We start from the raw sequence: 22,586 nt of genomic DNA on the forward strand, positions 1-22,586 counted from the left end.
GGCCCGCCATAACTTTGACGCGCGAGGTGATCGCGGGCTGAAACCGCTTGGGCGGCGACAGCACGTCGTACATCATGCCGTCCACGCGGAAGCGCACCACCATTTCTTTTTCGAAAACTTCGACGTGAATATCGGACGCGCGGTCCTTGACCGCCTGCGACAGCACGCCGTTGACGAGCTTGATGATCGGCGCCGAATCGTCGGACTCGAGCAGGTCCAGCGGCTCCGACGCGAGTTCACTGGCGACCACGTCGAGCCGTTCTTCCTGGAGATCGATCATCAGATCCTCGGCCGAAGTGGCCGACGCCTGATCGTATGCACGATTGATCGCCTCGGCGATTACTTCGGCCGGCGCGATCAGCGCATTTATGTGCGCACCGAACAGGATTCGCAAATCGTCGAGCGGCTCGAAGTTGGCGGGATCGGCGATCGCGACGGTCACCGTGCCGTCGATGCTGGACAGCGGCAGCAGACGATTTTTCTTCGCGTAATTGATCGGAATTTTCGAGACCAGCTTCGAATCGAGCGAGTTCTCATCGATATGAGCCTGGAACGGCAGCCGGTATTCCTGCGCGAGTGCCCGCGCGAGGCGCTGCGGCTCAAGCGCACCCATCTCGACCAGCACGTCGGCCAGCTCCTGCCCCGGCTTTTTGCGCTGCCGCGCCTTGTCGAGATCCTGGGCCGAAACCCACGAACGGTCGAGCAGAATTGCCTCGAAACTTTTGCGTGCAGTCGCCATCAGGCACGTCCCGAGGCGAGCCTGGTGGAAGATGACCCCGCTCGTCGATCCAAGTCATATCGGGTCGTTTTCAACGACAATGCACCCCCACCGAACATACCACTATTCCCCCCATCTGAGCCTCAATTAGACACGATGGTTCCTGCTCGTTGCAAGTATGCGTTCCCCGTGGCACTGACGATTCGCAGGTCCCCGCTGCCACTAGTAGTGCACCGCTCCCGGTGTCGTCTGAGTCCCGTTTCCAATCGGCCCTTGATTGATCCCAAGGCCGAACCCCGTATGTCCCTTAGCCGGCAACGTATGCTCGGCTTCCTGCCATGAGACGAGTTTACCCTGCACAAACTTCAAATCTAAAAATGTGCCCTTGTCGCCGTCCTTCGACGAGGTGTACATCAGGGCAGCCGCGACGTCGTTGCTGTTGGGCTTATAGGGATAGCTCCAGACCTCGGTTTCCCCCGGCAAATAGGTCCGAATATCGGGCTCGCCCCATGAATGATGCACTTGCGGCGAGGTCTGGCCGACCTGCAGCGAATCGGACATCCGAGTCGCCTTGATTCGGGTGCCAGCCTGGTAAGCGAGGCCGCATCCAGCGAAAGCGAAAATCAGCGCCGCCGACACAATCGCGAGCAGGGAACGTAGGCGAAATCGGACTTTTTTCATGATTTGGGTACTTATCGACAACTGATCCATCGGGCGAGATTTTGTGGGCGCCATTCCTGATTGTCAACGGTATGCTATAGAGCAACCAATATGAACGAGGGAGACCCCGATGGCGCGTAAGCTGACTCTGGTGAAAGGAGCGTCGCAGCGCGGATCGCTGGTTTACGGGATGCGGATTTTCAGCCAGGGCAGCGTCGCGGGCGTCGAGGATGCGCGGGTCAGCCTGGCCGACGGCACCAGCGGCCGAGTCACGATGCATCTGATAGAAGGCACGCGAGTACAAATCCGGCGGCAACTGCTGCAAAGCATCGACGCATTTTTCGAACTGCTCGACGAGCAATGAAATAATGAACTAGAAGTAGTGGTCTAAACGATCCGGTTCCCCTTCCCGCTCGGGAAGGGGTTAGGGGTTGGGTTCTCGAGAGTCAACCAGTAGAGCGAACATCGGAGAATCAAATGGATCTCAAATTCATCAAGTACGAGAAGCGCAACCACATCGCCTACATCACCTTCAACCGGCCCGAACGGATGAACGCGTTGCATCCGCCGTGTCACGTCGAGATGGACAGTGTGTGGGACGACTTCGTCGCGGACAAATCGTCGTGGGTCGCGATCGTCACCGGCGCCGGCGACAAGGGATTCTCGGCCGGCAACGATTTGCGCTGGACCGCTGAGAATCGCGGGCAGGTGCTCGAGGGACTTCGCTCCAAGGGCGGCTTCGCGGGAATCACCGCACGCTTCGACATCTACAAGCCGATCATCGCGGCCGTGAACGGGTTCGCGCTCGGCGGCGGATTCGAAATAGCGCTCGCTTGCGATATCATCATAGCGGCGGAGCATGCGCGCTTCGGATTGCCGGAACCTCGCGTCGGCCTGATGGCCGCAGCGGGAGGCGTGCATCGCCTGCCGCGCCAGATTCCACTGAAGATCGCGATGGGCATGATGCTCACGGGCAAACACATCACCGCCGCCGACGCCTTGCGCTACGGAATCGCCAATGAGGTCGTGCCGCTGAAAGATCTCATCCCCACCGCCGAGAAGTGGGCGGGCGAGATCATGGAATGCTCACCGCTGTCGGTGCAAGCCTCCAAGGAGGCGGCGATGAACGGCCTCGGCCTGCCGATCCAGGACGCACTCGCGAAGCATTACGATTTGCAATCAAAACTGTTCCGATCGAAAGACGCGATAGAGGGTCCGTTGGCATTCTCGCAAAAGCGAAAACCCAACTGGACCGGAGAGTAGAGCAGGGCGCCCGACGCCACTACTCAAACTTTGGTCCCCCTTCCACCAGGGGAAGGGGTTAGGGGTTAGGTTCCGAGGAGTTGCGACCCCGATGAATGAACTCTGGCTACTACACGACGCAATCGCCGCGTTGATCGTCTTCGCGACGACAGTGGCCTTCCCACCAATAGGCACGGGAGCCTTCTGGACAATCGTCGGATTCTACGGAGTGGTGACCATCCTGTTCGACGACGAAACCCCGCGCGGCGTCCCGGGGATGGACTACTTCTACGCGACCCGCCCACACCTGAAAGATCCGCAGAGCTAGAAAGGTACTTGATTGAATGTGAAACCCGTCCTGGGTCTCACACTTCCTTGGGCAGGGTGACTCCTGCACCTAGTATTAAAACAAAGCTGGGGTCTTCCGGGTTTGCAACGCTGGCGGTTTCGTGGGAGCCTGTCCGGCAATTCGAAATGAGAGTTCGGAGGGGGTTATTCACTTTCGGCCTGCTCGCCACGGTCTGGTGGACGTGCACCGTCGGCGTTTCGCAAGTGATGGCGTGCTCGTCGCTGCCACCCGCTTCCGCGCCGGACTTTTTGGAGCATCTCACCAGCTACATGAACGGGCTGTGCTACCAGAAGGCGAACTGGCCGCACGATGCCCAAGTCCGCACCAGCGACGGGGTGCATCCGTTCGTTCGAGTCTGGTACTCCCCCGAGCTTTTCGACTGGATGACGGTCAAGGACCGCAAGGTGCCGGTCCCCAACGGAGCGATCGTCGTCAAAGAGATGTACGTCAGCCTGACTGCTCCACTCACCGAGTGGACCGTGATGGTCAAGGACTCGAACCTGTCGTGGGACGGATGGTACTGGGCCGACTTGGTGAATCCCAGTCCGAAAAACCCCAACGCACCTCCTGAGCCTCCCAAAGGTGGATGCGCCGAGCCTCAGCCGCTCTTTAACGGGGCGGGACTGTACTGCCTCAACTGCCACGCGTCGGCAATCGCGGACTCGGACACGTATTCGAGCACTGCGTATCTTGCGCAAGGCTCAGGAGCGATCGGGCTCGCATCCGGAGCGATCAATGAGATGGCGCCGTTCCAGATCGAGGACACCAGTGAAAGCGAATTGGAAGCGGAACTGGCGCCGGAGTTCATCGAACGAATTCCCAGTTCGGTCTTCTCCAATCTGAGACCATTGGCCGACATGAAAGTACCGTGCATGGTGTCCGAGGCTCTGGATCACGTGGTGACGCCGAGCCCTGCTCATGGTGGGCCGCAGGAGTTCGTCACCTCGGATCAGTGCAGTGGCTGCCATGACGCGACCGGGACGCTGGCCGGGCTCACTCCGAATATGATTTTTCAGACAACCGACGGCACGCCGGTGAATCTCTCCGAATACGGCGAGTGGCGCTATTCGATGATGGGGTTGGCGGGGCGCGATCCGGTTTTCTTCGCCCAGCTCGACACCGAATCCACGCTGCATAAAGATCTCGTCGGCAAAGCGGACGGTGCGGCGTTCGTCCAGGACTTATGTCTTCGATGCCACGGCGTGATGGGCCAGCGGCAATTCCATAGCGACAATCCAGGGCCGGACCAGCTGTTTACGCGCGAGATTTTGCAGAACCCCAAGTCGAAGTACGGTGCACTCGCTCGCGACGGCGTTTCATGCGACACCTGCCATCACATATCCGAGAAGGACCTCTTTAACGATTCAACTTTCACTGGCTTGTTCAATGTAGGACCGGCGGACGAGCTTTACGGACCCTATTCTCCTCCCACCGCCGAAATCTCGATGAAGAATGCGACCGGAGTGACGCCGATGTTCGGCCGAACCATGGCCAGTGCGACGCTTTGCGCCTCATGCCACACGATACAGTTGCCGATATACGACAGCAGCGGCCGCCAGGTACTCGACGAAAATGGCAATCCCAAGACCGAGTTCGAACAGACGACCGTCTTCGAATGGTTCAACAGCGATTTCTTCATGCCGCCGACCCAAGTGGCCTGTCAGAAATGTCATATGCCCATAACGTACAGGGGCGCCGATCTCGCGTTCAAAATAGCCAATATCGAGGACAACACGTTTCCGCAGGTACCCGACACCGGTCCGTCGACACGCTTGCCCGATAGCGATCTGACCCTGGCCCAACGCCAACCCTACGGGCGTCATCAGTTGAACGGCATCAATTTGTTTGTGCTCGAGATGTTCGACCAATTTCGTACGGACCTTGGTCTCTTCAAGGTCGATCCGAATCTGCCGTCATCTATAAGAGACCAGATATCGGGGCAGAAGACCGCGGTGGCGGAAGGCGTGCTTCAAGCGCAAACGGCCACTGCCACGGTGGCAGTCACGTCAGTATCGACTGGAGCCACCACGCTCAGTGCGAACGTAATGGTTAAGAACCTCGCGGGTCACAACTTCCCGACCGGGGTAAGCTTCCGACGCGCGTTTGTTAATTTTCAGGTGCTGGACGCCGACGGCGCGATGCTGTGGGCCTCGGGCAATACCAACCCTGACGGTGTAATTGTCGACAATTCCGGGACTCCGCTGGAGACCGAGTTTTTCAGCCTGAGGCAGCAGAAGTTCCAGCCGCATTTCTGGACAAATGTTCCAATCACCAGCGACAAGCAGGTTCAGATCTACGAGGAGCTTGAAGTCGACCCCCAGGGATTGTTGACGACGAGCTTTCTGAGCCTTGACCATCGGGTGAAGGACAATCGGCTCCAACCAGCCGGCCGGACCGACAACGGAATATTGGCAGATAGGTCGCCCAAACCGGTGGGCACCGGCGATGACCCGTCGTATCACAATGGATGCGGCTGCGATTCGCTCAGCTACGAAATCCCGCTGGCTCAAATTCCGGGGACGCCCGCCGCGGTGCAAGCGAGTATCTACTACCAGAGCATCCCACCCTATTATCTGCGCCAACGAGCCGAGGAAGGCAGCGGTCCCGATACAGCGCGGCTGATCAAGTTCGCCAACGAGTTGGACCTGAACAATTATCCGGAAATCGCGAGCTGGAAGTTGGCGATCGCCAGCTCGGGAATCGTCGGGATCAAATGAGAGGGCAATGACAAATTTTCCGAATAGAAATGTTGCGCCGAGAACTAAACTCTCAGGAACGGTGCAAGAATTCGTTTGACTTACGGCATGCACAAGTTTTGACGCGTTTGTGCTAGGATACGCGGTATAGGTGACAGCATGCCCATAAATTCTGTGATCCCCTCTCCGATCTTTGAGACGCTCAGGGACTCCGAGGATACCCTGAGGACCACGCTCGCCGAACTGGCCGAGGACAAACGCAAGAAGAAACCGAAGATCTCGGAGCGCAAGCTCGCGGAGTATCTGGCCGATCAGATGGGCTATCGCGGCGCGAAGAACGTCGAGGCGCTGGTGGCTTCGCGCGAGCGAATCTTCAAGTCCCGGCAAGCCGTCGGCTTAAGCAAGTAGCATTATGACGCCGGCCCCGTCACCTCGGGGCCGGTCCGTATTGCCAGCGGAATCTGAGGCGTCGCCAATGTCGCCGAAGTTCGCGGCTGTCGCCCAGCGCGGCCAGCATACATTAAGTTGCCTTTCTGCTAGTGCCCAAGGTGACGGCCGAAGAACGCTTCGATGCGTTTCCAACTGTCTTCCGCTGCCTCGGGATTGTAATCGGCCTTCATCGGGCCGATTTTTCCTATCCACGGCAAGAATCCAGTGTTGCGGCTCATGAAGCTGTGGCCGGCGTCCTCGTAGACCTTGACGTCGTGATCCACTCCCATCTCGGTTAGCAGCTTTTCGAGCCTGCGGCCCTGCGCCGCGAACATCCGGTCCTGGCCGCCGTAGCCGCCGAGCACCGGGCATACGCCGCGCAACTGTTCTGTGGTCTTCGGCACGTCGCCATAGAATGTCGCGGCGACGCCGATTGGTGCGCGCGCCGCGAACATCAGCGCGAATCCACCGCCCATGCAAAAGCCGATGACTCCTACGCGCGCCGCGTCGACGCCGGGCTGCTGCTGCAGAAACTTGCGCGCCGCGTCGAGATCCTTGAAGGCGTCGCCTTCGCCGCGATTCAGCGTCATCAGGGTGCGAGCAATACAGATGAGGCGCGCGCCGTCGCGATCGTAGAGGTCGGGCGCCAGCGCGGCGTAGCCAAGGTCAGCAATCTTGCCGGTGATACGCCGGATGTCGTCGTTGAGCCCGAAGATCTCGTGGATAACGATCACGCCGGGATGTTTCTGGCCGTCGGAAGGCGCCGCATACGCAGCGCGCATCGGCCGACCGTCGTGGGCGGGGAAGGTAATATCAGTGGTGGTCATCGGGTTAGCCTAATCATAAGAGTGTCAAAGGCTCCAGTCAGAATCACGCGAGGAGCAGCACCGGGATTCTTCGCTTCGCTCTAGAATGACACAGGAAAAGAACTGGAGAGCGAAAGGTCGTCCGCGACATTTCGCGATTTCTTCTTCACTAAGGTGCAGGGCTTAGCCCTGCCGAAGGAAGCGTGAAACCCACCGCGGGTTTCACATTAAATCAAGTTTTCTTCTTCCCTGGCTTCTTCGCCGCGCGATTCTTTGACCGCGGCCCCGATCCATAGTCGCCGAATGGATCGTCGCGCTCGCGCACTGCCTGGCGGAAGCCTTCTGCTTGTGCGCGTGCGACGAAATCGAGGCCTTCCTGCGTGTGGCGCGCGATTCCGTCGAACAGGGAGCCGACCAGCCGCGACGTCGCCAGCCCCATGTTCTCGGCGGTGTGATTGCATAGCAGCTTGAGCATCTCGAGTTGATTGGTGGGGACCTGCGCCATCCGCTCGGCAAGTGCAGTCGCGCGCGCGTCGAGTTCGTCGTCAGGCACCGTTTCGAGGATGAGCCCGATGCGCGCGGCTTCGACGGCAGGGATTTCGTCACCGGTCAGCAGGTAGCGCTTGGCGCGTTCGAGGCCCATCCGATAGACCCACATCGCGGTGGTCGGCGTGCCCCACACGCGCGACGGCGGATAGCCGAACGACGCGGACTCGGCGGCGACTATCAAATCGGCGCATAGCACCATGTCGGTGCCGCCCCCGATACACCATCCGTGAACTGCGGCGATGGTGGGTTTCTTGGCGTACCAGAGTTTCATGTACACGTTGACGTATTGCGAGATCATCCCGTAGTCAGCGACGGAATCCCACGCGCGCTTGCGCGAGGTTTCACCGGCCTGCGCGCGAGTCGATCCTCCAAGTGCATAGCCCGCGCAGAATGCGGGCCCCTCTGCGCGCAGCAAGATTACGTGGACGTCATCGTCGGCGTCGGCGTCGTCGATAGCGTTGGCAAGTTCGTCGCGCAGGTCGGGCGTGATGGTGTTGTACTCGGCGCCGCGCGTGAGAGTGATGATACCGACGCGGTTACGGGTCTCTGTGCGCAGAGTCTTCATGCGGATGGCATATAGCAGAGGAGGTAGGGAAAGGGGGAAGGGTAATCACTCTATTTAATGTGAAACCCGCCGTGGGTTTCACACTTCCTTGGGCAGGGGTGACCCCTGCACCCGATACTAAAAAAGATGCGGGACTTCGTCCCTGTTAGAACTCTTTTTTTGTCATTCTAGAGCGAAGCGAAGAATCCCGGATCCTTCTTTATTTCACCCGAAGGGCAAATCTACGCGGCTTTCGGTTTCTTCTGCACCGGGGGCGTCGTGTTGCTCATCCGCCGGGTGACTTCCTCGTCGCTCATCGCCCAGATGCGATCGTCCGCGGGATAATCCATCAGAGGCTTTGACGGATCCGGCCTGGGCTGCGCGACCTTGCCGCCTTTCGATTCGAATTGCGCGGGATGCTTGTACTGCTCGACTTCGTCGGCGCTGATTCCGGCGAGCGCTTGCACTTCGGGATCGATCCACGCTTCGGCGTCGATTGAGCCGCCATCGGAGGTCGAGAACTCGAGCATGATTCCCTCGGGCGCGGCGAGGTAGATCGATTTGCAGAAACCGTGATCGAGCGGGCCCATCACCCAATGCCCCTGCGAGCGGACGCGATCGCGAATCGCCATCAGGTCGGCCTCGCTGTCGACGTTGAGCGCCAGATGCTGCATCGCGCCCGGCGCCACGTTCTGCGTGGTATGTCCCGCATGCGAGACGCCCTTGAGCGGCTGAATCTTGGCGACCTCGGGATGCTGCACGAAGGCGATCGACGAGCTGTCGCTCAGCTTCATGAAGCCGTGGAAGGTGTTGTCGACGCCATGCATCCAGTAGAGCGCGACCAGCTCCATCCCGACGACCTGCGAGAAGTATTCGATCTGCTTCTTGATGTCCTTGGTGCAGATAGCGAGGTGATGGACTCCGTTGGGTAGACCCATGATGCCGACCTCCGTTGGTGAGTGATTCTGTTGTGCCATAACGGCGGGGCTCTGACCAGAGATCGAACTTCCTCCTCCGTCATCCTGAGCGCAGCGAAGGATCTCGCGCGTTAGCGCGTCTGCTCGCCAGCGCCGAACGCAAGAGCGTCCGACGAGATTCTTCGCTACAGCAGCTTCCGCTCAGAATGACACAAGAAAAAGAAGCTCAGCCGATGATTTTATTTAACGGGAACTCGACGATTCCCACGGCGCCGGCCTCGAGCAGTTTTGGGAACAGCTCGCGGACTGTTTGCTCCGCGATAACAGTCTCGACGGCGAGCCATTCGACGCCCTTCAGCGCGGGACTTGGATAGAGGTGCGAGATGGTCGGCGCGGTGATCGAGGGCAGCAATGCGATCACTTTCTCGAGATTTTCCTTGGCGACGTTCATCTTGATGCCGACGCGATTCTCGGCGTCGAGCGCGCCGCGAATCAGGATGCCGAGCTGGCGAATCTTGGCCTGCTTCCACGGATCGGCCCATGCCGCGGGATTGGCGACCAGCACCGGATTCGAGACGAGCAATTCCTCGACGATGCGTAAGCCGTTTGCGCGGATCGACGAGCCGGTCTCGGTCACGTCGATCGCGGCGTCAATAATTCCTTCGGCGACCTTGGCCTCGGTCGCGCCCCATGAAAATTCAACTTCTGCTTTAACTTTGCGCTCGGCCAGAATCCGCGTGACGAACTGGACCAGCTCGGTCGCGATTCTCTTACCCTGCAGATCTTCGAGGCGCTTGACGGGAGAATCGTTGCGCACGCACAGCACCCATCGCGAAGGCGTCAGCGTCGCCTTGGCATAGATGAAGCTCTCGACCTGGTGGAGCGTCACGTTGTTCTCGACGATCCAGTCGCTGCCTGTGATGCCCGCGTCGAGCGATCCGTCGGCGATGTATCGCGGCATCTCCTGCGGGCGCAGGATGCGGCAGCTCAGCGTCGGGTCGTCGGTGGTCGGGATATACGAGCGCGAGCCGACCGTGATGCGCCAGCCGGACTTGCGCATCAGCTCGAGCGTCTGATCCTCGAGGCTGCCCTTGGGGATGCCGAATTTCAGAACCTGATCAGCCATGTTGTATCAACCGGCCGACTTCTTCTGATGCCCGTAGTTGGGGCCGTACTTGGCGGGATCGACTTTGCGCTGGTCGACGATCTTCCATGCTCCGACATCGAGCTTGCGGAAGAAGCACGACTCGTAGCCCTCGTGGCATGCGGCCCCGTCGCCGCGCTGTTCGACGGCAACGACGATCGCGTCGGCGTCGCAGTCGAGGCGAATCTCGTGCACGATTTGAAAATTTCCCGACTCTTCGCCCTTGCGCCACAGCTTGTTGCGCGAGCGTGAGAAGTAGCATGCGCGGCCGGTCGCGACCGTCTCGTCGAAGGCCTCGCGATTCATGTAGGCGACAGTCAGCACGCGATTACTCAGATGATCGACGGCGATAGCGGCGACGACGCCGCCGTTTTTGTCGAAATCAATTGCCGCCGATGCTGAATCCGTTTTTCCTGCCTGCGTCGTCATTGCTGCCACCGGATTGAATTGCGCGAATGTTGCGCATGCGAATCAAGAAGTATCAGCGAAACGGCGGTTCGATTCAATGCGGGTCCGGGCTCCGCGACTTGCCCTGAACTTTTAGACGGTTTTTAATTATAGAAAAGACGTGTAGATTACCGAACGATGTCAGACGACCTCCCAAGCTATTTACCGCGTTCATTGGTAGCGAAGCACCCGCTGTCTATGCGGCGGCTTACTACATTTTCAGGCCGGCTTTCGATTGTGGCGATCGTGCTCGCGACCTCGATGGTCGCCTGCCGGATTCCCGGCAAGTCGATCGCGTCGAATTATAAAAACGTCGATCAATTCAACTTCGACGTCGCGCAGGGGCCAAAGAATTACCACATCGAGGGATACCTGACGCGCAGCGCCGCGCTGGGAAAGCGGCCTGGACTGCTGGTGCTCAATGGCGGCGAGGGCAACGTCGACAGGTGCGTGCAGATGAGCCAGGGAATTGCCGCGATGGGTATCCAGGTTGCGTGCGTGAGCATTCCCGGCTACGGCAATTCGTCAGGACCGAGCCGCTTCGTGGGACAGCCGTCAGTGCTGGCGTCGCGCAAGGCGCTCGACATGCTCGCGGGACGCAGTGACGTCGACGCCTCGCGGCTCGCGGTGTGGGGACTTGGGCATGGCGCAGTCGCCGCGGGACTGCTGATGGACTACGACTCGCGACCGCGCGCGCTGATCCTTGAATCGGGATGTTACGATCCGCTGACTCTGTGGCCCGAGGCGCCGCTTCGCACCAAGCTGTCAATCCTGCGCGAAGTGTGGCCGAGCAAGCGCATCCTGAAGGAGCGCAGCGTGATCGCGCATCTGCCGGCGCGGCTCGAATGCAGTGTGCTGATCATGCACGGCGAGCAGGACAACCGGATGCCGGTGCGGCAGGCGGTCAAGCTTGCGGATGCGTTGCGGGCGCACGGCGCGAAAGTCGAGACCTATTACTTCCCGCAGGCCTCGCACGATCTTGGCAAGCGGGTCGAGCCCGACGTGCGCGCATTCCTGCGCGACAATTTGCTCAGTACGACCAGCGCCGCTGCGTCGTAAGAAGCCGCGGGCACGGCGGCCCGCGCCACTTCCAATCCTTATTGAATGTGAAACCCGCCGTGGGTTTCACGCTTCCCTGGGCATCGGTGACCTCCTTCGGCTTCGCTCAGGACAGGCTCTGCACCAAATTTTAAAGCGAAGATGCCTCCGCCTCTGTTCCCCCTTTCCGCATCGGAAAGGGGGTGAGGGGGATAGGACGGACGCTATCCGACGAAATCCTTCCGTTTCCCCTTCCCGCTCGGGAAGGGGTCAGGGGTTAGGTTGCCGGCATTCAGCACCGCACCGCTACGCGATCTCTTTCAGCGCCTCGAGCACTTCTTCGGTGTGGCCGTTTACCTTGACCTTGGGGAAAACGCGGCGCACGATTCCCGCTTTGTCGATGACGAATGTGGTACGCTCGATGCCCATGAACTCGCGGCCGTAGAGCGACTTCATTTTGTAAACGCCGTACAGTTTGCAGACCTTGTTGCCGGGATCGGCGAGCAGCGGGAAGTTGAGCTCGTACTTCGCGATGAACTTGCCGTGCGAGTCGGTCGAGTCGCCGCTGATGCCGACGACCTTCGCGCCGAGCTTTTTGAGCGGCGCAATATTGTCGCGAAAGCCGCACGCCTGAGTGGTGCATCCGGGAGTCATGTCCTTGGGATAGAAGTACAACACGAGGTTGTTCCCGCCGATTAGCTGCTTCAGCGCGACGGTTTTTCCGTCAGCATCGAGCAGCTCAAACGCGGGCGCCTTCTTTCCTTCGAGAGCGGCGCTGGGGCTCTTCGGCATCGCGGTGGCAGACTTCTTCGGAGTTTTCGCGGCGATTTTTTTGGATGTCGGCATGGGAGTGATTTAGTCGCGCTCACCGTTTGTGGCAAATTGTAGTCTTCAAGAATTCACGAAACCCTCATTTTACAGGGGTTTCGTCGCCCCTAGTTGACGAGGTGCCAGTCACCCCTTAGACTTGGCGGGCTGACAGTCCTCAATCGATTGCGCCCGCGTCCCATGGCCGTTTATACCGAGTTAAGCAAACCGTTTCTCAAAGAGTTGGCGGACGACTATGGTCTCGGCCGCGTGACCAGCGCCATCGGAATCCCCGAAGGATCGGTCAACACCAACTACGTGCTCGAAGCGGCCAAGGGCAAGTTCCTGCTGCGGGTCGACGAGGTCAAAGGCGAGAACGAGCTGAAGCGCGAGATCGATTTGCTGTCGTTCCTGCGCAAGCACGCGTTTCCGTGCCCGCATCCGATGCAGGATCGGATGGGCCGTTTCTATCGCAACTTCAACAACCGCTGCGTGTCGCTGTTCAAGTACCAGGAAGGCAAGGTGCTCGCGCCCGCGCGCATGAAGCCGAGCCAACTCGAAACGATCGGCCACGCGCTCGGCGACCTGCACGTGATCGGCAAGGCTTACAAAAAGGGAATCGACAATCGTTTCAGCTTCGAGCGAATCGCCGACCTGTACCTGACCGTGCGCAACCGGCTGCCGAACTACTTCCGTAAAATCTGCCGCACGCTCGATGACGAGGTCGAGTACCTGACGCGGTACCTCGAGGGCAAGCTGCCCAAGGGCGTGATCCACGGCGACATATTCTCGGACAACCTGCTGTTCCGCGGCGAGAAGATGACCGCGATGCTCGATTTCGACGCGGCCTGCCGCGGCAAGTTCATTTTCGATATCGCGACTGCGGTCAACGCGTTGTGCTTCGTCGATGGCGCGTACTCGCTCGATCGGTTTCGCTACCTGCTGTCGGGTTACGAGTCGGTGCGCACGCTATCGCTCGCGGAATGGGACGCGTTTCCCAACGAGCTGCGTTTTTCGTCGCTGCGGTTCACCGTGACGCGCCTGCATGACTTTTTTCTGTCGCCGGTGGACGGCAAGAATCGCGTGGACAAGGACTTCCGCGAGTTTTTCGAGCGCCTCCGAGTGTTACGGCGCGAGCGCGAGGGCGGGATGGAGCCGCTGCTGATGGCGATGGCGACGGGATACGACTACCGCAAATATCAGAAGGTCAAAGCGACCGAACGCCGCCAGGCGTGACGCCGGCAAGCTGACGCGCGCATCCGCGGAGAAATCCGTTGCCCTCAATCCTCGACAGCCTCAACGCCGCCGCACCCGCGCTATGGCTCGAAGTCTCACCGCCGCGCGGAATCAATCCTGCGATGCTGCTGCGACGGTTGGCTGAGCTGGCCGGGCACGTCGACGCGATCAATCTTACTGACAACGCGCTCGGCAAGGTAAAGATGTCGGGGCTGGTTTTCGGCGCGGCAATCAAGGAGCGCCTGAAGATTCCGGTCGTGCTCAACATGTCGTGCCGCGACCGCAACCGCTTTGCGCTGAAATCTGATCTGCTGGGCGCGGCTGCGATTGGGATCGACGCGGTGGTCGCGCTCAACGGCGACAAGATTCCGCCCGGCGCCGACGGCAACGTGATCGTGTCGCACGATATCGACGCATACGGACTGCTCGCGATAGTCGCAGCGCTGAATCGGGGCGACACGGGCGAGGGCAAGGCGCTGCTCAAGGCGATCCCGTCGCTGGTTGCGGGCTCGGTCGCGAATCCCAATCGAAAAAATATCGAGCGCGAGTTCGAGTTGCTCGAGCGCAAGGCTGCCGCGGGCGCGCGCTTCGTGATCACTCAGCCGGTGTTCGACGCCGAGACCGGGCGCCGCTTCGTGGCGAAGGCGAACAGTGTCGGCGTCAAGACGATGCTTGGAATACTGCCGGTCAAGCGCGAGGCGATGGCGAACTACCTGATCGACCGGGTGAAGGACCTGAGTGGCGCGCGCCGCCATCTGGACAGATTCGCCGGGATGAGCGAAGAAGAAGTGCGCGCGATGTCGATCCGCGAGAACATGGCGCTGATGAAGTCGTTGGCGCGCGATGCCGCCGGGTTCATCATTATGAGCGGCGGCGGCCCGTCACTCGCTATCGAGTTGGCGCTTGAGTTCAGCCGGTGGCGCAAGGAGATCGGTAGATGAACCGTACCCAGGCAAATGGTTCACGAGCCAAGATGGCGACGGCGGATAAAGACGGCGCCAGCGGCCGCGCCAAGGTCGAGGACGCGGTCCGCGTCATCCTGCGGCATATCGGGGAGGATCCGGATCGCGAAGGACTCGAGCGCACGCCGGCGCGCGTCGTCAAGGCCTACGAGTTTCTCACCAGCGGCTACGCCAAAGATCCGAAGGAAGCTATTAACGGCGCGCTGTTCACCGAGGACGACTACCAGGAGATGATCCTGTGCAAGGATTTGGATTTTTATTCCTTGTGCGAGCATCACCTGTTGCCATTCATGGGCAAGGCGCACGTCGCGTACCTGCCGAATCGCAAAATAGTCGGAATCTCGAAACTGGCGCGGATGGTCGAGATCTACGCGCGACGCCTCCAGGTGCAGGAGCGGCTGACGACGCAGATCGCGCAGACTCTGATGTCGGAGATCGACCCGCTCGGGGTCGCGGTGGTGTTGGAGGCCGAGCATCTGTGCATGCGGATGCGCGGGGTGGAGAAGCAGAATTCCTTCGTCACGACCTCGGCGATGCTGGGCGTATTCCGCACCAATACCGAGACGCGCCAGGAGTTCATGCAACTGCTGAGAAACGGCAAGCCGTAGACGTCGGTTACGGCGCATTTCGCGAAACAGCGGTTATTTCTTAGGATCCAGGGCCAAACGTTTCACGTGAAACGTTTTTTAGTTCAGGAGAACGAAACGCGAAGCAGGGGAACCCGAAGCATTTAGAGTCGCTCGCTAAACCAGATGCTGATGATTGATCGAGACGCGCTGGCGCGCGAGATCCTTCGCTGCGCTCAGGATGACTCAAAAAGGCGGGCTGCCTCTCGCGTCATTCTGAGTGAAGGCTGCCGTGATTGAGCCGAAGCCCTGAACGAAGCCGAAGGGGAAGAATCTCGACGGGCGCTCTGGCGTCCGGCGCTGGTTGCGCACGCACTAAGGAATAACTGATGGCGGCGGATGACGCATCGCTGGGGGCGCTGGGGGAGTATGCGCTTCGGTTTGTTAAGCCGGGGCATACGATTGGACTGGGGACGGGGCGCGCGGCTAGTGCGTTCATTCGGGCGCTGGGCGCGAGCGGGATCAAAGTTCGCGGCGTGCCTACTTCAACGCCGGCTGAGGAGCTGGCGCGATCGGTGGGGATTCCGATCGTCTCGCTGGCTGAAGCGGGGAAGATCCATACCGACTTTGATGGTGCCGATGAGGTCGATCCGCGGCTCAATCTGATCAAGGGATATGGCGGCGCGCTGGTGCGCGAGAAAATCGTGGCCGCATCGTCGCGGCGATTCCTCGTGCTGATCGGCTACGAGAAGATGGTGAGGAGGCTCGGCGATCGCGGGAGTATTCCGGTGGAGGTGTTGCCGTTTGGGGTGCCGCTGGTGACGGCCAAGGTCAAAGCGCTGGGGTTGAAGCCGCGCATTCGCGAAAATGACGGCAAGCAGTTTATCACCGACAACGGCAACGTGATTTTCGATTGCGCGGTGAAGAGGATTGCGAGTCCGGCGCGGCTCGATCGAGAGCTGCTCGCGATTCCGGGCGTGGTCGGCACCGGGTTGTTTATTGCGATGGCGGATGTCGTGCTGGTGGCGGAAGCATCGGGGAAGATTCGCGCGTTGAAGCGCTAGACATCGCCCGTCATTCTGCGCGAAAGCTGCTGTGACTGAGCCGAAGCCCTGAGCGAAGCCGAAGGGAAAGAATCTCGAAGGATGTTCCTTCATCCTGCGCTGCCGGTACGCGCTCCGCGCGAGATCCTTCGCTGCGCTCAGGATGACGGAAAGGGAGTCGCCCCCAGTAATGACCCAACAACCACAGGCGCGGACCGACCTCGAAAAGATTTATCGCGCTGCGGTTGCGGCGGTCGATCCGGCGCGGCTCGTCGGTCTCGCGATGGACGGCGGCTGCCTTGGTGCGGAGCAGGTTCCCGATTTGATTGCGGGCGCGTCGCGGATTCTGTTGCTGGCGGTGGGGAAGGCGTCGATTGGGATGGCGCGCGAGATCGAACGACGAGTCGGCGACCGGCTCGCCGACGGTATCGCCGTGGTTCCAAAGGATTCCGCCGCGACAACGGAGCGGGCCTTAATAGTGAAAAAAGTCGCTTCGAGTCATCCGGTGCCGGATGAGTCGTCGGTGGAGGCGGCGCGGCTGGCGTGCGAGATGTTGCATCGCGCGACGCCGGACGACCTGGTGATCGTCGCATTGAGTGGGGGCGCGTCGGCGATGTTCGTGCGGCCGGCTGAGGGACTCACGCTGGCGGACAAGATTGCGGTCAACCAGGCGCTGCTTAAGGCCGGTGCCTCGATTCGTGAACTGAACGTCGTCCGGCGGCATGTGTCGGCTGTGAAAGGCGGGCGCCTGTTGCACCATTGCGGCGGCGCGCGTGTGCTCAGCCTGATTATTTCCGATGTGCCGGGCAATGATTTGGCGACTATTGGTTCCGGGTTGACCGCGGGTGATTGGAGCAGCTTTGGTGACGCGGTCGCGGTCCTGAAGCGGCGCGGCGTCTGGGGGCGCGCGCCCGAGGCGGTACGATCGTACCTCGAGCGGGCGGTGGCGGGAGAAGTCGGCACGACGGTGAAGGTGGGCGATCCGATACTCGAGCGCGTGACCAACGTGATCATTGGCGACAACGACCTCGCTCTGAATGCGGCCGAGCGGGCTGCCTCGGAGCTTGGGTACCATCCGCATAGGTGGAAGGGGCTGCATGGCGAGGCCAACGACGCCGGCCGTGCGATCGCGAAATATCTATGTGAGATCGAGGATGAGCGGGTATGCGTCGTGGCGGGCGGCGAGCCGGTCGTGACGGTGGGCGGAATAGGGAAGGGCGGACGCGCCCAGCAATGCGCGCTCGCGATGGGAATCGAGTTGTCGCAAGTCGGGCGCGGGCAGCGAAAGCGAATTGCGGCGCTGTTCGCGGGGACCGACGGAATCGACGGGCCGACCGACGCCGCTGGCGCGTTCGCGTCGCCGGATACGGTCGCGGACAGCGAGCGCGTGGGACTCAGCGCCGCGACCGCATTAGGCCGCAACGACTCGTATAATTTTTTCAAAGCGTCGGGCGGACTGTTCGTGACCGGACCGACGGGCACCAACGTCAGCGACATCTTCGTCGGGCTGGTGAATTACTAGTGCTGAGCGAGCCTTCGCATTCCCACTGCGGGCGACTCGACGCTAAAGCAACCGACTGACATTGCGAAGCCCGGTGGTCTCGACGACCTGCCGCGCTTCGTTTTTCTTTATTTGCGGTTGAATGCCACGCACCGATCACCTAGACCGGAGTACCGTGACAAAAAAATCCGCAAGAAACGCGTCGACTGCTTCTCGACGCGCTAAATCAGAGCACGCACGAGCGGTCACGTTGATTCCGGGCGACGGGGTCGGGCCGGAAGTGATGAGTGCGGCGCTCGCGGTGATCGAGGCGACCGGAATCAAAATCGATTTCGATCGGCAGGCGGCGGGAATGAACGCATTTCGGCGCTTCGGAACTCCCGTGCCAGACGCGCTTATCGAATCGCTCAAACGGACCCGGGTCGCGCTCAAGGGTCCGCTCGAGACGCGGGTGGCGGAAGGATGGCGCTCGATCAACGTGTATCTGCGGCGCACCTTCGACCTGTATGCCAACGTGCGTCCGACGATGAACTTCGCGGGAGTGCATACGCCGTTCAACAACGTCGATCTGATCGTGGTGCGCGAAAACACGGAAGACCTGTACTCGGGAATCGAGCATGAGATCGCGCCGGGCGTGGTCGAAAGTATCAAGGTGATTACGGCGCGCGCGTCGCGGCGAATCGCGAAGTTCGCATTCGAGTATGCGCGGACGCATCGTCGCAAATCAGTCACCGCAATTCACAAAGCCAATATCATGAAGCTGTCGGACGGCTTGTTCCTCAAATGCGCGCGCGCGGTGTCGGAGGGCTACAAGCCGATCCGGTACCAGGAGCAAATCGTCGATGCGGCCTGTATGCGGCTGGTCACTCAGCCTGAATCGTTCGACGTGTTGCTGTTGGAAAATCTCTACGGCGATATCGTTTCGGATTTGTGCGCGGGCCTCGTGGGAGGATTAGGCCTCGTGCCAGGCGCGAACTACGGCGACAAGGGCGCGATTTTCGAAGCAGTGCACGGGACGGCGCCGGATATCGCGGGCAAGGGCGTCGCGAATCCGATTGCGATGATCCTGTCGAGTGCGATGATGCTCGACTACCTGGGGCATCGCGCGGCCGGCGAGAAGATCCGCGCGGCAACAGCGTCGGTGCTGAGGGCGGGCAAAGTGCTGACTCGCGACATCGGGGGGAAAGCATCAACCGGTGAGGTGACGGCCGCAATCGTCAAGGCGATGTCGCGGGGGTGAGGGGAGGAACGTGATTTAACGTGAAACCCTCCGTGGGTTTCACACTTCCTTGGGCAGGGGTGACCCCTGCACCCAGTGATAAGAAATCGCGAAATGTCGAGGACGACGTTTCGCTCTCAGGTTTTTTTCCTGTGTCATTCTAGAGCGAAGCGAAGAATCCCGGTGCTGTTTCCTTCTTCGCGATTGTTCCACTTCCCTCGAGGGCCCGAGAAAAGGGGTTAGAGGTTAGGTTCTTTGCGCGCTACCCTTTCGCCGGATCTATCAGTCAGATATTAGTCAGCGGTATGCCAAAGCCACTCACTTCCGAGGACCTCGCCGCGCGGGTTCCGCCGGGACAGACACTGACAGAAAAATTTCCTGTGCTGACCTACGGTCCGACGCCGAGGTTCGATCCGAAGACGTGGGATTTTAAGGTGGTGGGCCTGGTCGAGAAGCCGCTTCGATTTTCATATGAAGAGTTCCGCGCTCTGCCACAATCGCGCGAGGTGGCCGACTTCCATTGCGTGACGACGTGGTCGCGGCTCGACAACGCGTGGGAAGGCGTGAGAGTCGCCGATCTAATGAAGCTGGTGAAGCTCAGTCCTGAGGCGCGCCACGTGATCGTCCATTGCGACGGCGATTACACGACTAATCTCCCGCTGAACGAGTTTCTTGATGACGACGTCATGCTGGCGCATCGGCATGACGGACGCGATCTCGAACCCGATCACGGATTTCCGCTGCGCCTGATCGTGCCGAAGCTTTACGGATGGAAGAGCGCGAAGTGGGTGCGCGCGATCGAGTTTGCCGATATAGACCGGCGCGGATTCTGGGAAGTGCGCGGCTATCACAATCATGCCGACCCATGGACCGAGGAGCGTTACTCGTTCCAGGAAGATCCCGAAGACTAACTTGGCTGCGACGCTCAATCGTCAAAGGAGCCTGGCGCGATTTCGCGACGAGGAATTCGATCTCGCGGTAATCGGCGCGGGTATCAACGGCGCGGCCGTCGCGCGTGACGCGTCGATGCGCGGCTTAAAAGTCGCGCTCATCGACCGCGGCGATTTCGCGGGCGCCACCTCGTCGAGATCGTCCAAGCTGATTCACGGCGGCTTCCGTTATCTGCCGCAGGGGCAGTTCAAGCTCGTGTACGAAGCGCTGCGCGAGCGCGAAAGATTGCGGCATCGCACGGCGCCGCACCTGGTGCATCCGATTCAATTTCTCTTTCCCGTTTATCGCAAGCGCGGCTTCAATCGCTTCACGATGGCGATGGGGCTGACTCTCTACGACTTGTTCGCTCGGATGCCGTTCAAAGAGTGGCACTCGAGTCTCAACGCCTCAGAGGTGCGCGAGACGGAGCCCGCGCTCAGCCGCGAAGGGTTGACGGGAGGCGCGATGTACTTCGACGCGTGGGCCGACGATGCGCGCGTTACCTTCGAGAACGTGCTCGACGCGGATCTGCACGGAGCGGCGGTTGCGAATTATGCTGCGGTCGAGAACTTCAACATGACCGATGGAAAGATCGCATCGGCCAGCGTGCGCGATCTGCTCGGCGGCAGTGTCTGTGAAGTTCGCGCGAAGAAATTTCTCAACGCGGCCGGACCTTGGGTGGATGACATTCGGCGGATGGACGATCCAGCGTCGAAGCCGTGCGTGCGATTGACCAAGGGCGTGCACCTGGTGTTTGCGCGGACGGTTCTGCCGGTGCGCGAATCGCTCGTGCTCGCCGACGAGCGCGGGCGAATCGTGTTCGTGATGCCGCATGATCGCTACGTGCTGGTGGGCACGACCGACACTGATTTTACGGGCGATCCCGCGAGCGTCAGGACCGAAATTCCCGACGTCGAGTATCTGCTCGCGGTGTTGGCCGAGAGCCTGCCGGGGATCAAACTTACCAACGCCGACGTCGCGACCAGCTTTGCCGGACTGCGCGCGCTCATCAGAGAGGACAACGAGACGCCATCATCGGTGCCGCGCGAGGAAGTTATTTTGGAAAGCCGGTCGGGACTGATCACTGTCGCCGGGGGAAAGTTCACGACCCATCGCGCGATCGCGCAGAAGCTGGTCGATCAGGTGATGAAGCGGCTGGGGCGCGCGGCGGGAGTTTGTCCGACACTCACGACACCGTTTCCCGGAGCGCGGCCGTTGGATGCGCGAGATGAGTCGGGGAGCGGCGCGGCTATGCGAAGTATCCCGTCGCCGGCGGCGGAGATTCTCAAAGCTCGTTACGGGACCCGCGCACCGATTGTAGCGCGGATCGCTTCGCGGCAGCCGGAGCTGGCCCAGCCGTTGTCGCGGAACTGTCCTGCGATTGGCGCCGAGGTCGTCAACGCCGTTAGCAGCGAAATGGCGCATTCGGTCGGCGACTTTCTGATTCGGCGCACGTCGTTGTCGTGGCGATCGCCGATCGAGGCTGAGGCGGCAGCGCCTGCCGTGGCGAGAATCATGGCGGCGGAGCTCGGATGGGATCGCGCGCGCGAGGCGGGCGAAGTCGCGAGCTTCACGCATGAGCAGCAGAGCCGGCGTGTCGTCGCGTGATAAGTGATCGGTGAAAAATCATGGCGCGCGAATCGCTCGAGGATCTCAAAAAGCGCGCGGCTAGAATCTCGCGCACGCTTGCGAAGCTCTACCCGAAAGCGCGCATCAGCCTAGATTTCAAAACGCCATGGCAATGCCTGGCGGCGACGATCCTGTCGGCGCAATCCACCGATCTCGGCGTCAACCTGGTGACACCGCGACTCTTCAAGGAGTATCCCGACGCGCGCGCGATGGCGGCGGCGGACCCGCGGCACGTCGAACAGTTAATCGTCAGGACCGGATTTTTTCGCCAGAAAACGCGCGCTCTGATAGGCGCCGCCAGGAAGATCGTCGAGGACTATGGCGGCGAGGTCCCGTCGACGATGGAAGAACTGGTGAAAATTCCGGGCGTCGGCCGCAAGACCGCGAACGTGATTCTCGGGCACGTTTTTCATAAGCCGGCGTTCGTAGTGGATACGCATGTGCGGCGGCTGACGTATCGGCTGGGGTTCACGAAGCATACGGATCCCACGAAGATTGAATTCGACATGCAGAAGATCCTGCCGCCGAAGGATTGGACGCCATTCTCGATGCGCTTGATCCTGCACGGTCGGCAGATTTGCATCGCACGCCAGCCGAAGTGCGAGGCGTGTGCGATTGCGGGAGATTGCCCGAGGATTGGGGTGGGGAAGTAGTGGCACAGGCTTTAGCCTCTGGTCTTTAGCCTGGATTTGCATGGACTAGAATCACAGGCTAAAGCCTGTGCCACCCTAGAAGGGCAGGATTAGGATTTTGGGGATGGTCAGTCAGTGATATCTATCGCGTTGGGCGCGCGCGATGTTGCCTAGCCATTCTGCGCTCGGCTTGAGCGATCGCGCTTGAGTGGTGCGATCTACCGCTACCAGGCCGAAGGTGGGTTTATAGCGAGTTGCATTCGAAGTTATCGAGCAGCGACCAGTAGCAGTAGCCGCGGACGTCGATGCCGTCGCGGATGCATCGCGCGACGCCGTTCAGTGCGCGCCGGACGTACTCGATGCGGCGATCGTCCTTGTCGGTACCGATGCCGTTTTTGGTGACGATAACCGGCACCTTCGCGATTGCGCTGGCTTGCCGGATCGTTGCTTCGAGCCTACAGCTAAATCGCGATCGCGCCAACCGATGTATTTGAAGATTGCGCGCGAAATGTAATAATTCCC

General features: G+C 60.4%; 23 protein-coding genes and 1 pseudogene. 15 read left to right on the forward strand and 9 right to left on the reverse strand.

What is annotated here, in order from left to right; genetic code table 11:
- Both WB650_RS08165 and WB650_RS08170 read right to left on the reverse strand, forming a co-directional pair.
- On the reverse strand, nt 1-739 hold a 739-nt coding region (locus WB650_RS08165), incomplete at its 3' end, for a GspE/PulE family protein (protein ID WP_423960101.1).
- 201 nt (nt 740-940) lie between these two features.
- A complete protein-coding gene (locus tag WB650_RS08170; RefSeq protein ID WP_422302178.1) occupies nt 941-1,399 on the reverse strand; it encodes a hypothetical protein in 459 nt (152 codons plus the stop codon).
- Nucleotides 1,400-1,508: 109 nt separating this feature from the next.
- On the opposite strand from WB650_RS08170, the gene WB650_RS08175 reads away from it, so the two are divergent.
- The 5 genes from WB650_RS08175 to WB650_RS08195 all read left to right on the forward strand — a co-directional run bounded on the left by WB650_RS08175 (nt 1,509) and on the right by WB650_RS08195 (nt 6,073).
- Entirely contained in the window at nt 1,509-1,742 is a 234-nt protein-coding gene (locus WB650_RS08175; RefSeq protein WP_422304801.1) for an allantoinase, read from the forward strand.
- Nucleotides 1,743-1,855: 113 nt separating this feature from the next.
- Nucleotides 1,856-2,641 carry an enoyl-CoA hydratase-related protein gene (locus WB650_RS08180; RefSeq protein WP_422304799.1) on the forward strand — a complete coding sequence of 262 codons (786 nt, stop codon included), beginning with the start codon at nt 1,856-1,858 and terminating at the stop codon, nt 2,639-2,641.
- 91 nt (nt 2,642-2,732) lie between these two features.
- Nucleotides 2,733-2,948: a hypothetical protein gene (locus WB650_RS08185; protein ID WP_422304797.1), complete on the forward strand. Its 216-nt coding sequence runs from the start codon at nt 2,733-2,735 to the stop codon at nt 2,946-2,948.
- A 146-nt stretch (nt 2,949-3,094) separates the two neighbouring features.
- Nucleotides 3,095-5,686 (forward strand): hypothetical protein, encoded by a 2,592-nt coding sequence (locus WB650_RS08190; protein WP_422304795.1) that lies wholly within the window; start codon nt 3,095-3,097, stop codon nt 5,684-5,686.
- Between the two features lie 138 nt (nt 5,687-5,824).
- Nucleotides 5,825-6,073 carry a hypothetical protein gene (locus WB650_RS08195; RefSeq protein ID WP_422304793.1) on the forward strand — a complete coding sequence of 83 codons (249 nt, stop codon included), beginning with the start codon at nt 5,825-5,827 and terminating at the stop codon, nt 6,071-6,073.
- Between the two features lie 128 nt (nt 6,074-6,201).
- Here WB650_RS08195 and WB650_RS08200 read toward each other — a convergent pair whose 3' ends face one another.
- The 5 genes and pseudogenes from WB650_RS08200 to hisI form a co-directional block, all read right to left on the reverse strand.
- On the reverse strand, nt 6,202-6,921 hold the full coding sequence (locus tag WB650_RS08200) for a dienelactone hydrolase family protein (RefSeq protein WP_423960103.1): 720 nt from the start codon (nt 6,919-6,921) through the stop codon (nt 6,202-6,204).
- A 211-nt stretch (nt 6,922-7,132) separates the two neighbouring features.
- Nucleotides 7,133-8,014 (reverse strand): crotonase/enoyl-CoA hydratase family protein, encoded by an 882-nt coding sequence (locus tag WB650_RS08205; protein ID WP_423960105.1) that lies wholly within the window; start codon nt 8,012-8,014, stop codon nt 7,133-7,135.
- Between the two features lie 221 nt (nt 8,015-8,235).
- A complete protein-coding gene (locus WB650_RS08210) occupies nt 8,236-8,931 on the reverse strand; it encodes a VOC family protein (protein ID WP_423960107.1) in 696 nt (231 codons plus the stop codon).
- Nucleotides 8,932-9,136: 205 nt separating this feature from the next.
- Nucleotides 9,137-10,036 (reverse strand): ATP phosphoribosyltransferase, encoded by a 900-nt coding sequence (gene hisG / locus WB650_RS08215; protein WP_423960109.1) that lies wholly within the window; start codon nt 10,034-10,036, stop codon nt 9,137-9,139.
- A gap of 42 nt (nt 10,037-10,078) precedes the next feature.
- Nucleotides 10,079-10,483 (reverse strand): annotated as a pseudogene (gene hisI, locus WB650_RS08220) (phosphoribosyl-AMP cyclohydrolase); the annotation flags it as partial.
- 216 nt (nt 10,484-10,699) lie between these two features.
- Between hisI and WB650_RS08225 the strand changes: the two are divergent.
- The gene (locus WB650_RS08225; RefSeq protein WP_423960111.1) at nt 10,700-11,560 is read left to right on the forward strand and encodes an alpha/beta hydrolase family protein; all 861 of its coding nucleotides are present in this window, start codon (nt 10,700-10,702) and stop codon (nt 11,558-11,560) included.
- Nucleotides 11,561-11,845: 285 nt separating this feature from the next.
- Here the strand turns inward: WB650_RS08225 and bcp are convergent, their stop codons facing one another.
- Complete coding sequence (bcp, locus tag WB650_RS08230) at nt 11,846-12,331, reverse strand: thioredoxin-dependent thiol peroxidase (protein WP_423960135.1); 486 nt, start codon at nt 12,329-12,331, stop codon at nt 11,846-11,848.
- Nucleotides 12,332-12,547: 216 nt separating this feature from the next.
- Here bcp and WB650_RS08235 point away from each other — a divergent pair, with 216 nt between their 5' ends.
- The 9 genes from WB650_RS08235 to nth all read left to right on the forward strand — a co-directional run bounded on the left by WB650_RS08235 (nt 12,548) and on the right by nth (nt 22,085).
- Nucleotides 12,548-13,582, forward strand: coding sequence for a homoserine kinase (locus WB650_RS08235; protein ID WP_422301570.1), 1,035 nt, complete (start codon nt 12,548-12,550; stop codon nt 13,580-13,582).
- A 38-nt stretch (nt 13,583-13,620) separates the two neighbouring features.
- Nucleotides 13,621-14,523: a methylenetetrahydrofolate reductase gene (locus WB650_RS08240; protein ID WP_423960113.1), complete on the forward strand. Its 903-nt coding sequence runs from the start codon at nt 13,621-13,623 to the stop codon at nt 14,521-14,523.
- Nucleotides 14,520-15,152 carry a GTP cyclohydrolase I FolE gene (gene folE / locus WB650_RS08245; RefSeq protein WP_422301566.1) on the forward strand — a complete coding sequence of 211 codons (633 nt, stop codon included), beginning with the start codon at nt 14,520-14,522 and terminating at the stop codon, nt 15,150-15,152. Before WB650_RS08240 ends, folE begins: the two co-directional genes overlap by 4 nt.
- 347 nt (nt 15,153-15,499) lie before the next feature.
- Nucleotides 15,500-16,174 (forward strand): ribose-5-phosphate isomerase RpiA, encoded by a 675-nt coding sequence (rpiA, locus tag WB650_RS08250; RefSeq protein WP_422301564.1) that lies wholly within the window; start codon nt 15,500-15,502, stop codon nt 16,172-16,174.
- A gap of 169 nt (nt 16,175-16,343) precedes the next feature.
- Nucleotides 16,344-17,675: a glycerate kinase type-2 family protein gene (locus tag WB650_RS08255; RefSeq protein WP_422301563.1), complete on the forward strand. Its 1,332-nt coding sequence runs from the start codon at nt 16,344-16,346 to the stop codon at nt 17,673-17,675.
- A gap of 229 nt (nt 17,676-17,904) precedes the next feature.
- Entirely contained in the window at nt 17,905-18,894 is a 990-nt protein-coding gene (locus WB650_RS08260; RefSeq protein WP_422301561.1) for an isocitrate/isopropylmalate dehydrogenase family protein, read from the forward strand.
- Nucleotides 18,895-19,178: 284 nt separating this feature from the next.
- Nucleotides 19,179-19,784, forward strand: coding sequence for a sulfite oxidase-like oxidoreductase (locus WB650_RS08265; protein WP_422301559.1), 606 nt, complete (start codon nt 19,179-19,181; stop codon nt 19,782-19,784).
- A 1-nt stretch (nt 19,785) separates the two neighbouring features.
- Nucleotides 19,786-21,411: an FAD-dependent oxidoreductase gene (locus tag WB650_RS08270; RefSeq protein ID WP_423960115.1), complete on the forward strand. Its 1,626-nt coding sequence runs from the start codon at nt 19,786-19,788 to the stop codon at nt 21,409-21,411.
- A gap of 20 nt (nt 21,412-21,431) precedes the next feature.
- On the forward strand, nt 21,432-22,085 hold the full coding sequence (gene nth, locus WB650_RS08275; RefSeq protein WP_422306634.1) for an endonuclease III: 654 nt from the start codon (nt 21,432-21,434) through the stop codon (nt 22,083-22,085).
- A 223-nt stretch (nt 22,086-22,308) separates the two neighbouring features.
- On the opposite strand, the gene WB650_RS08280 is transcribed toward nth, so the two are convergent.
- Entirely contained in the window at nt 22,309-22,479 is a 171-nt protein-coding gene (locus WB650_RS08280; RefSeq protein WP_422306635.1) for a family 1 glycosylhydrolase, read from the reverse strand.
- Between the last annotated feature and the right edge of the window lie 107 nt (nt 22,480-22,586).

It is taken from the genome of Binatus sp. (SeqCode) (assembly GCF_049584895.1).
In the GTDB taxonomy this organism is placed as follows: domain Bacteria; phylum Desulfobacterota; class Binatia; order Binatales; family Binataceae; genus Binatus.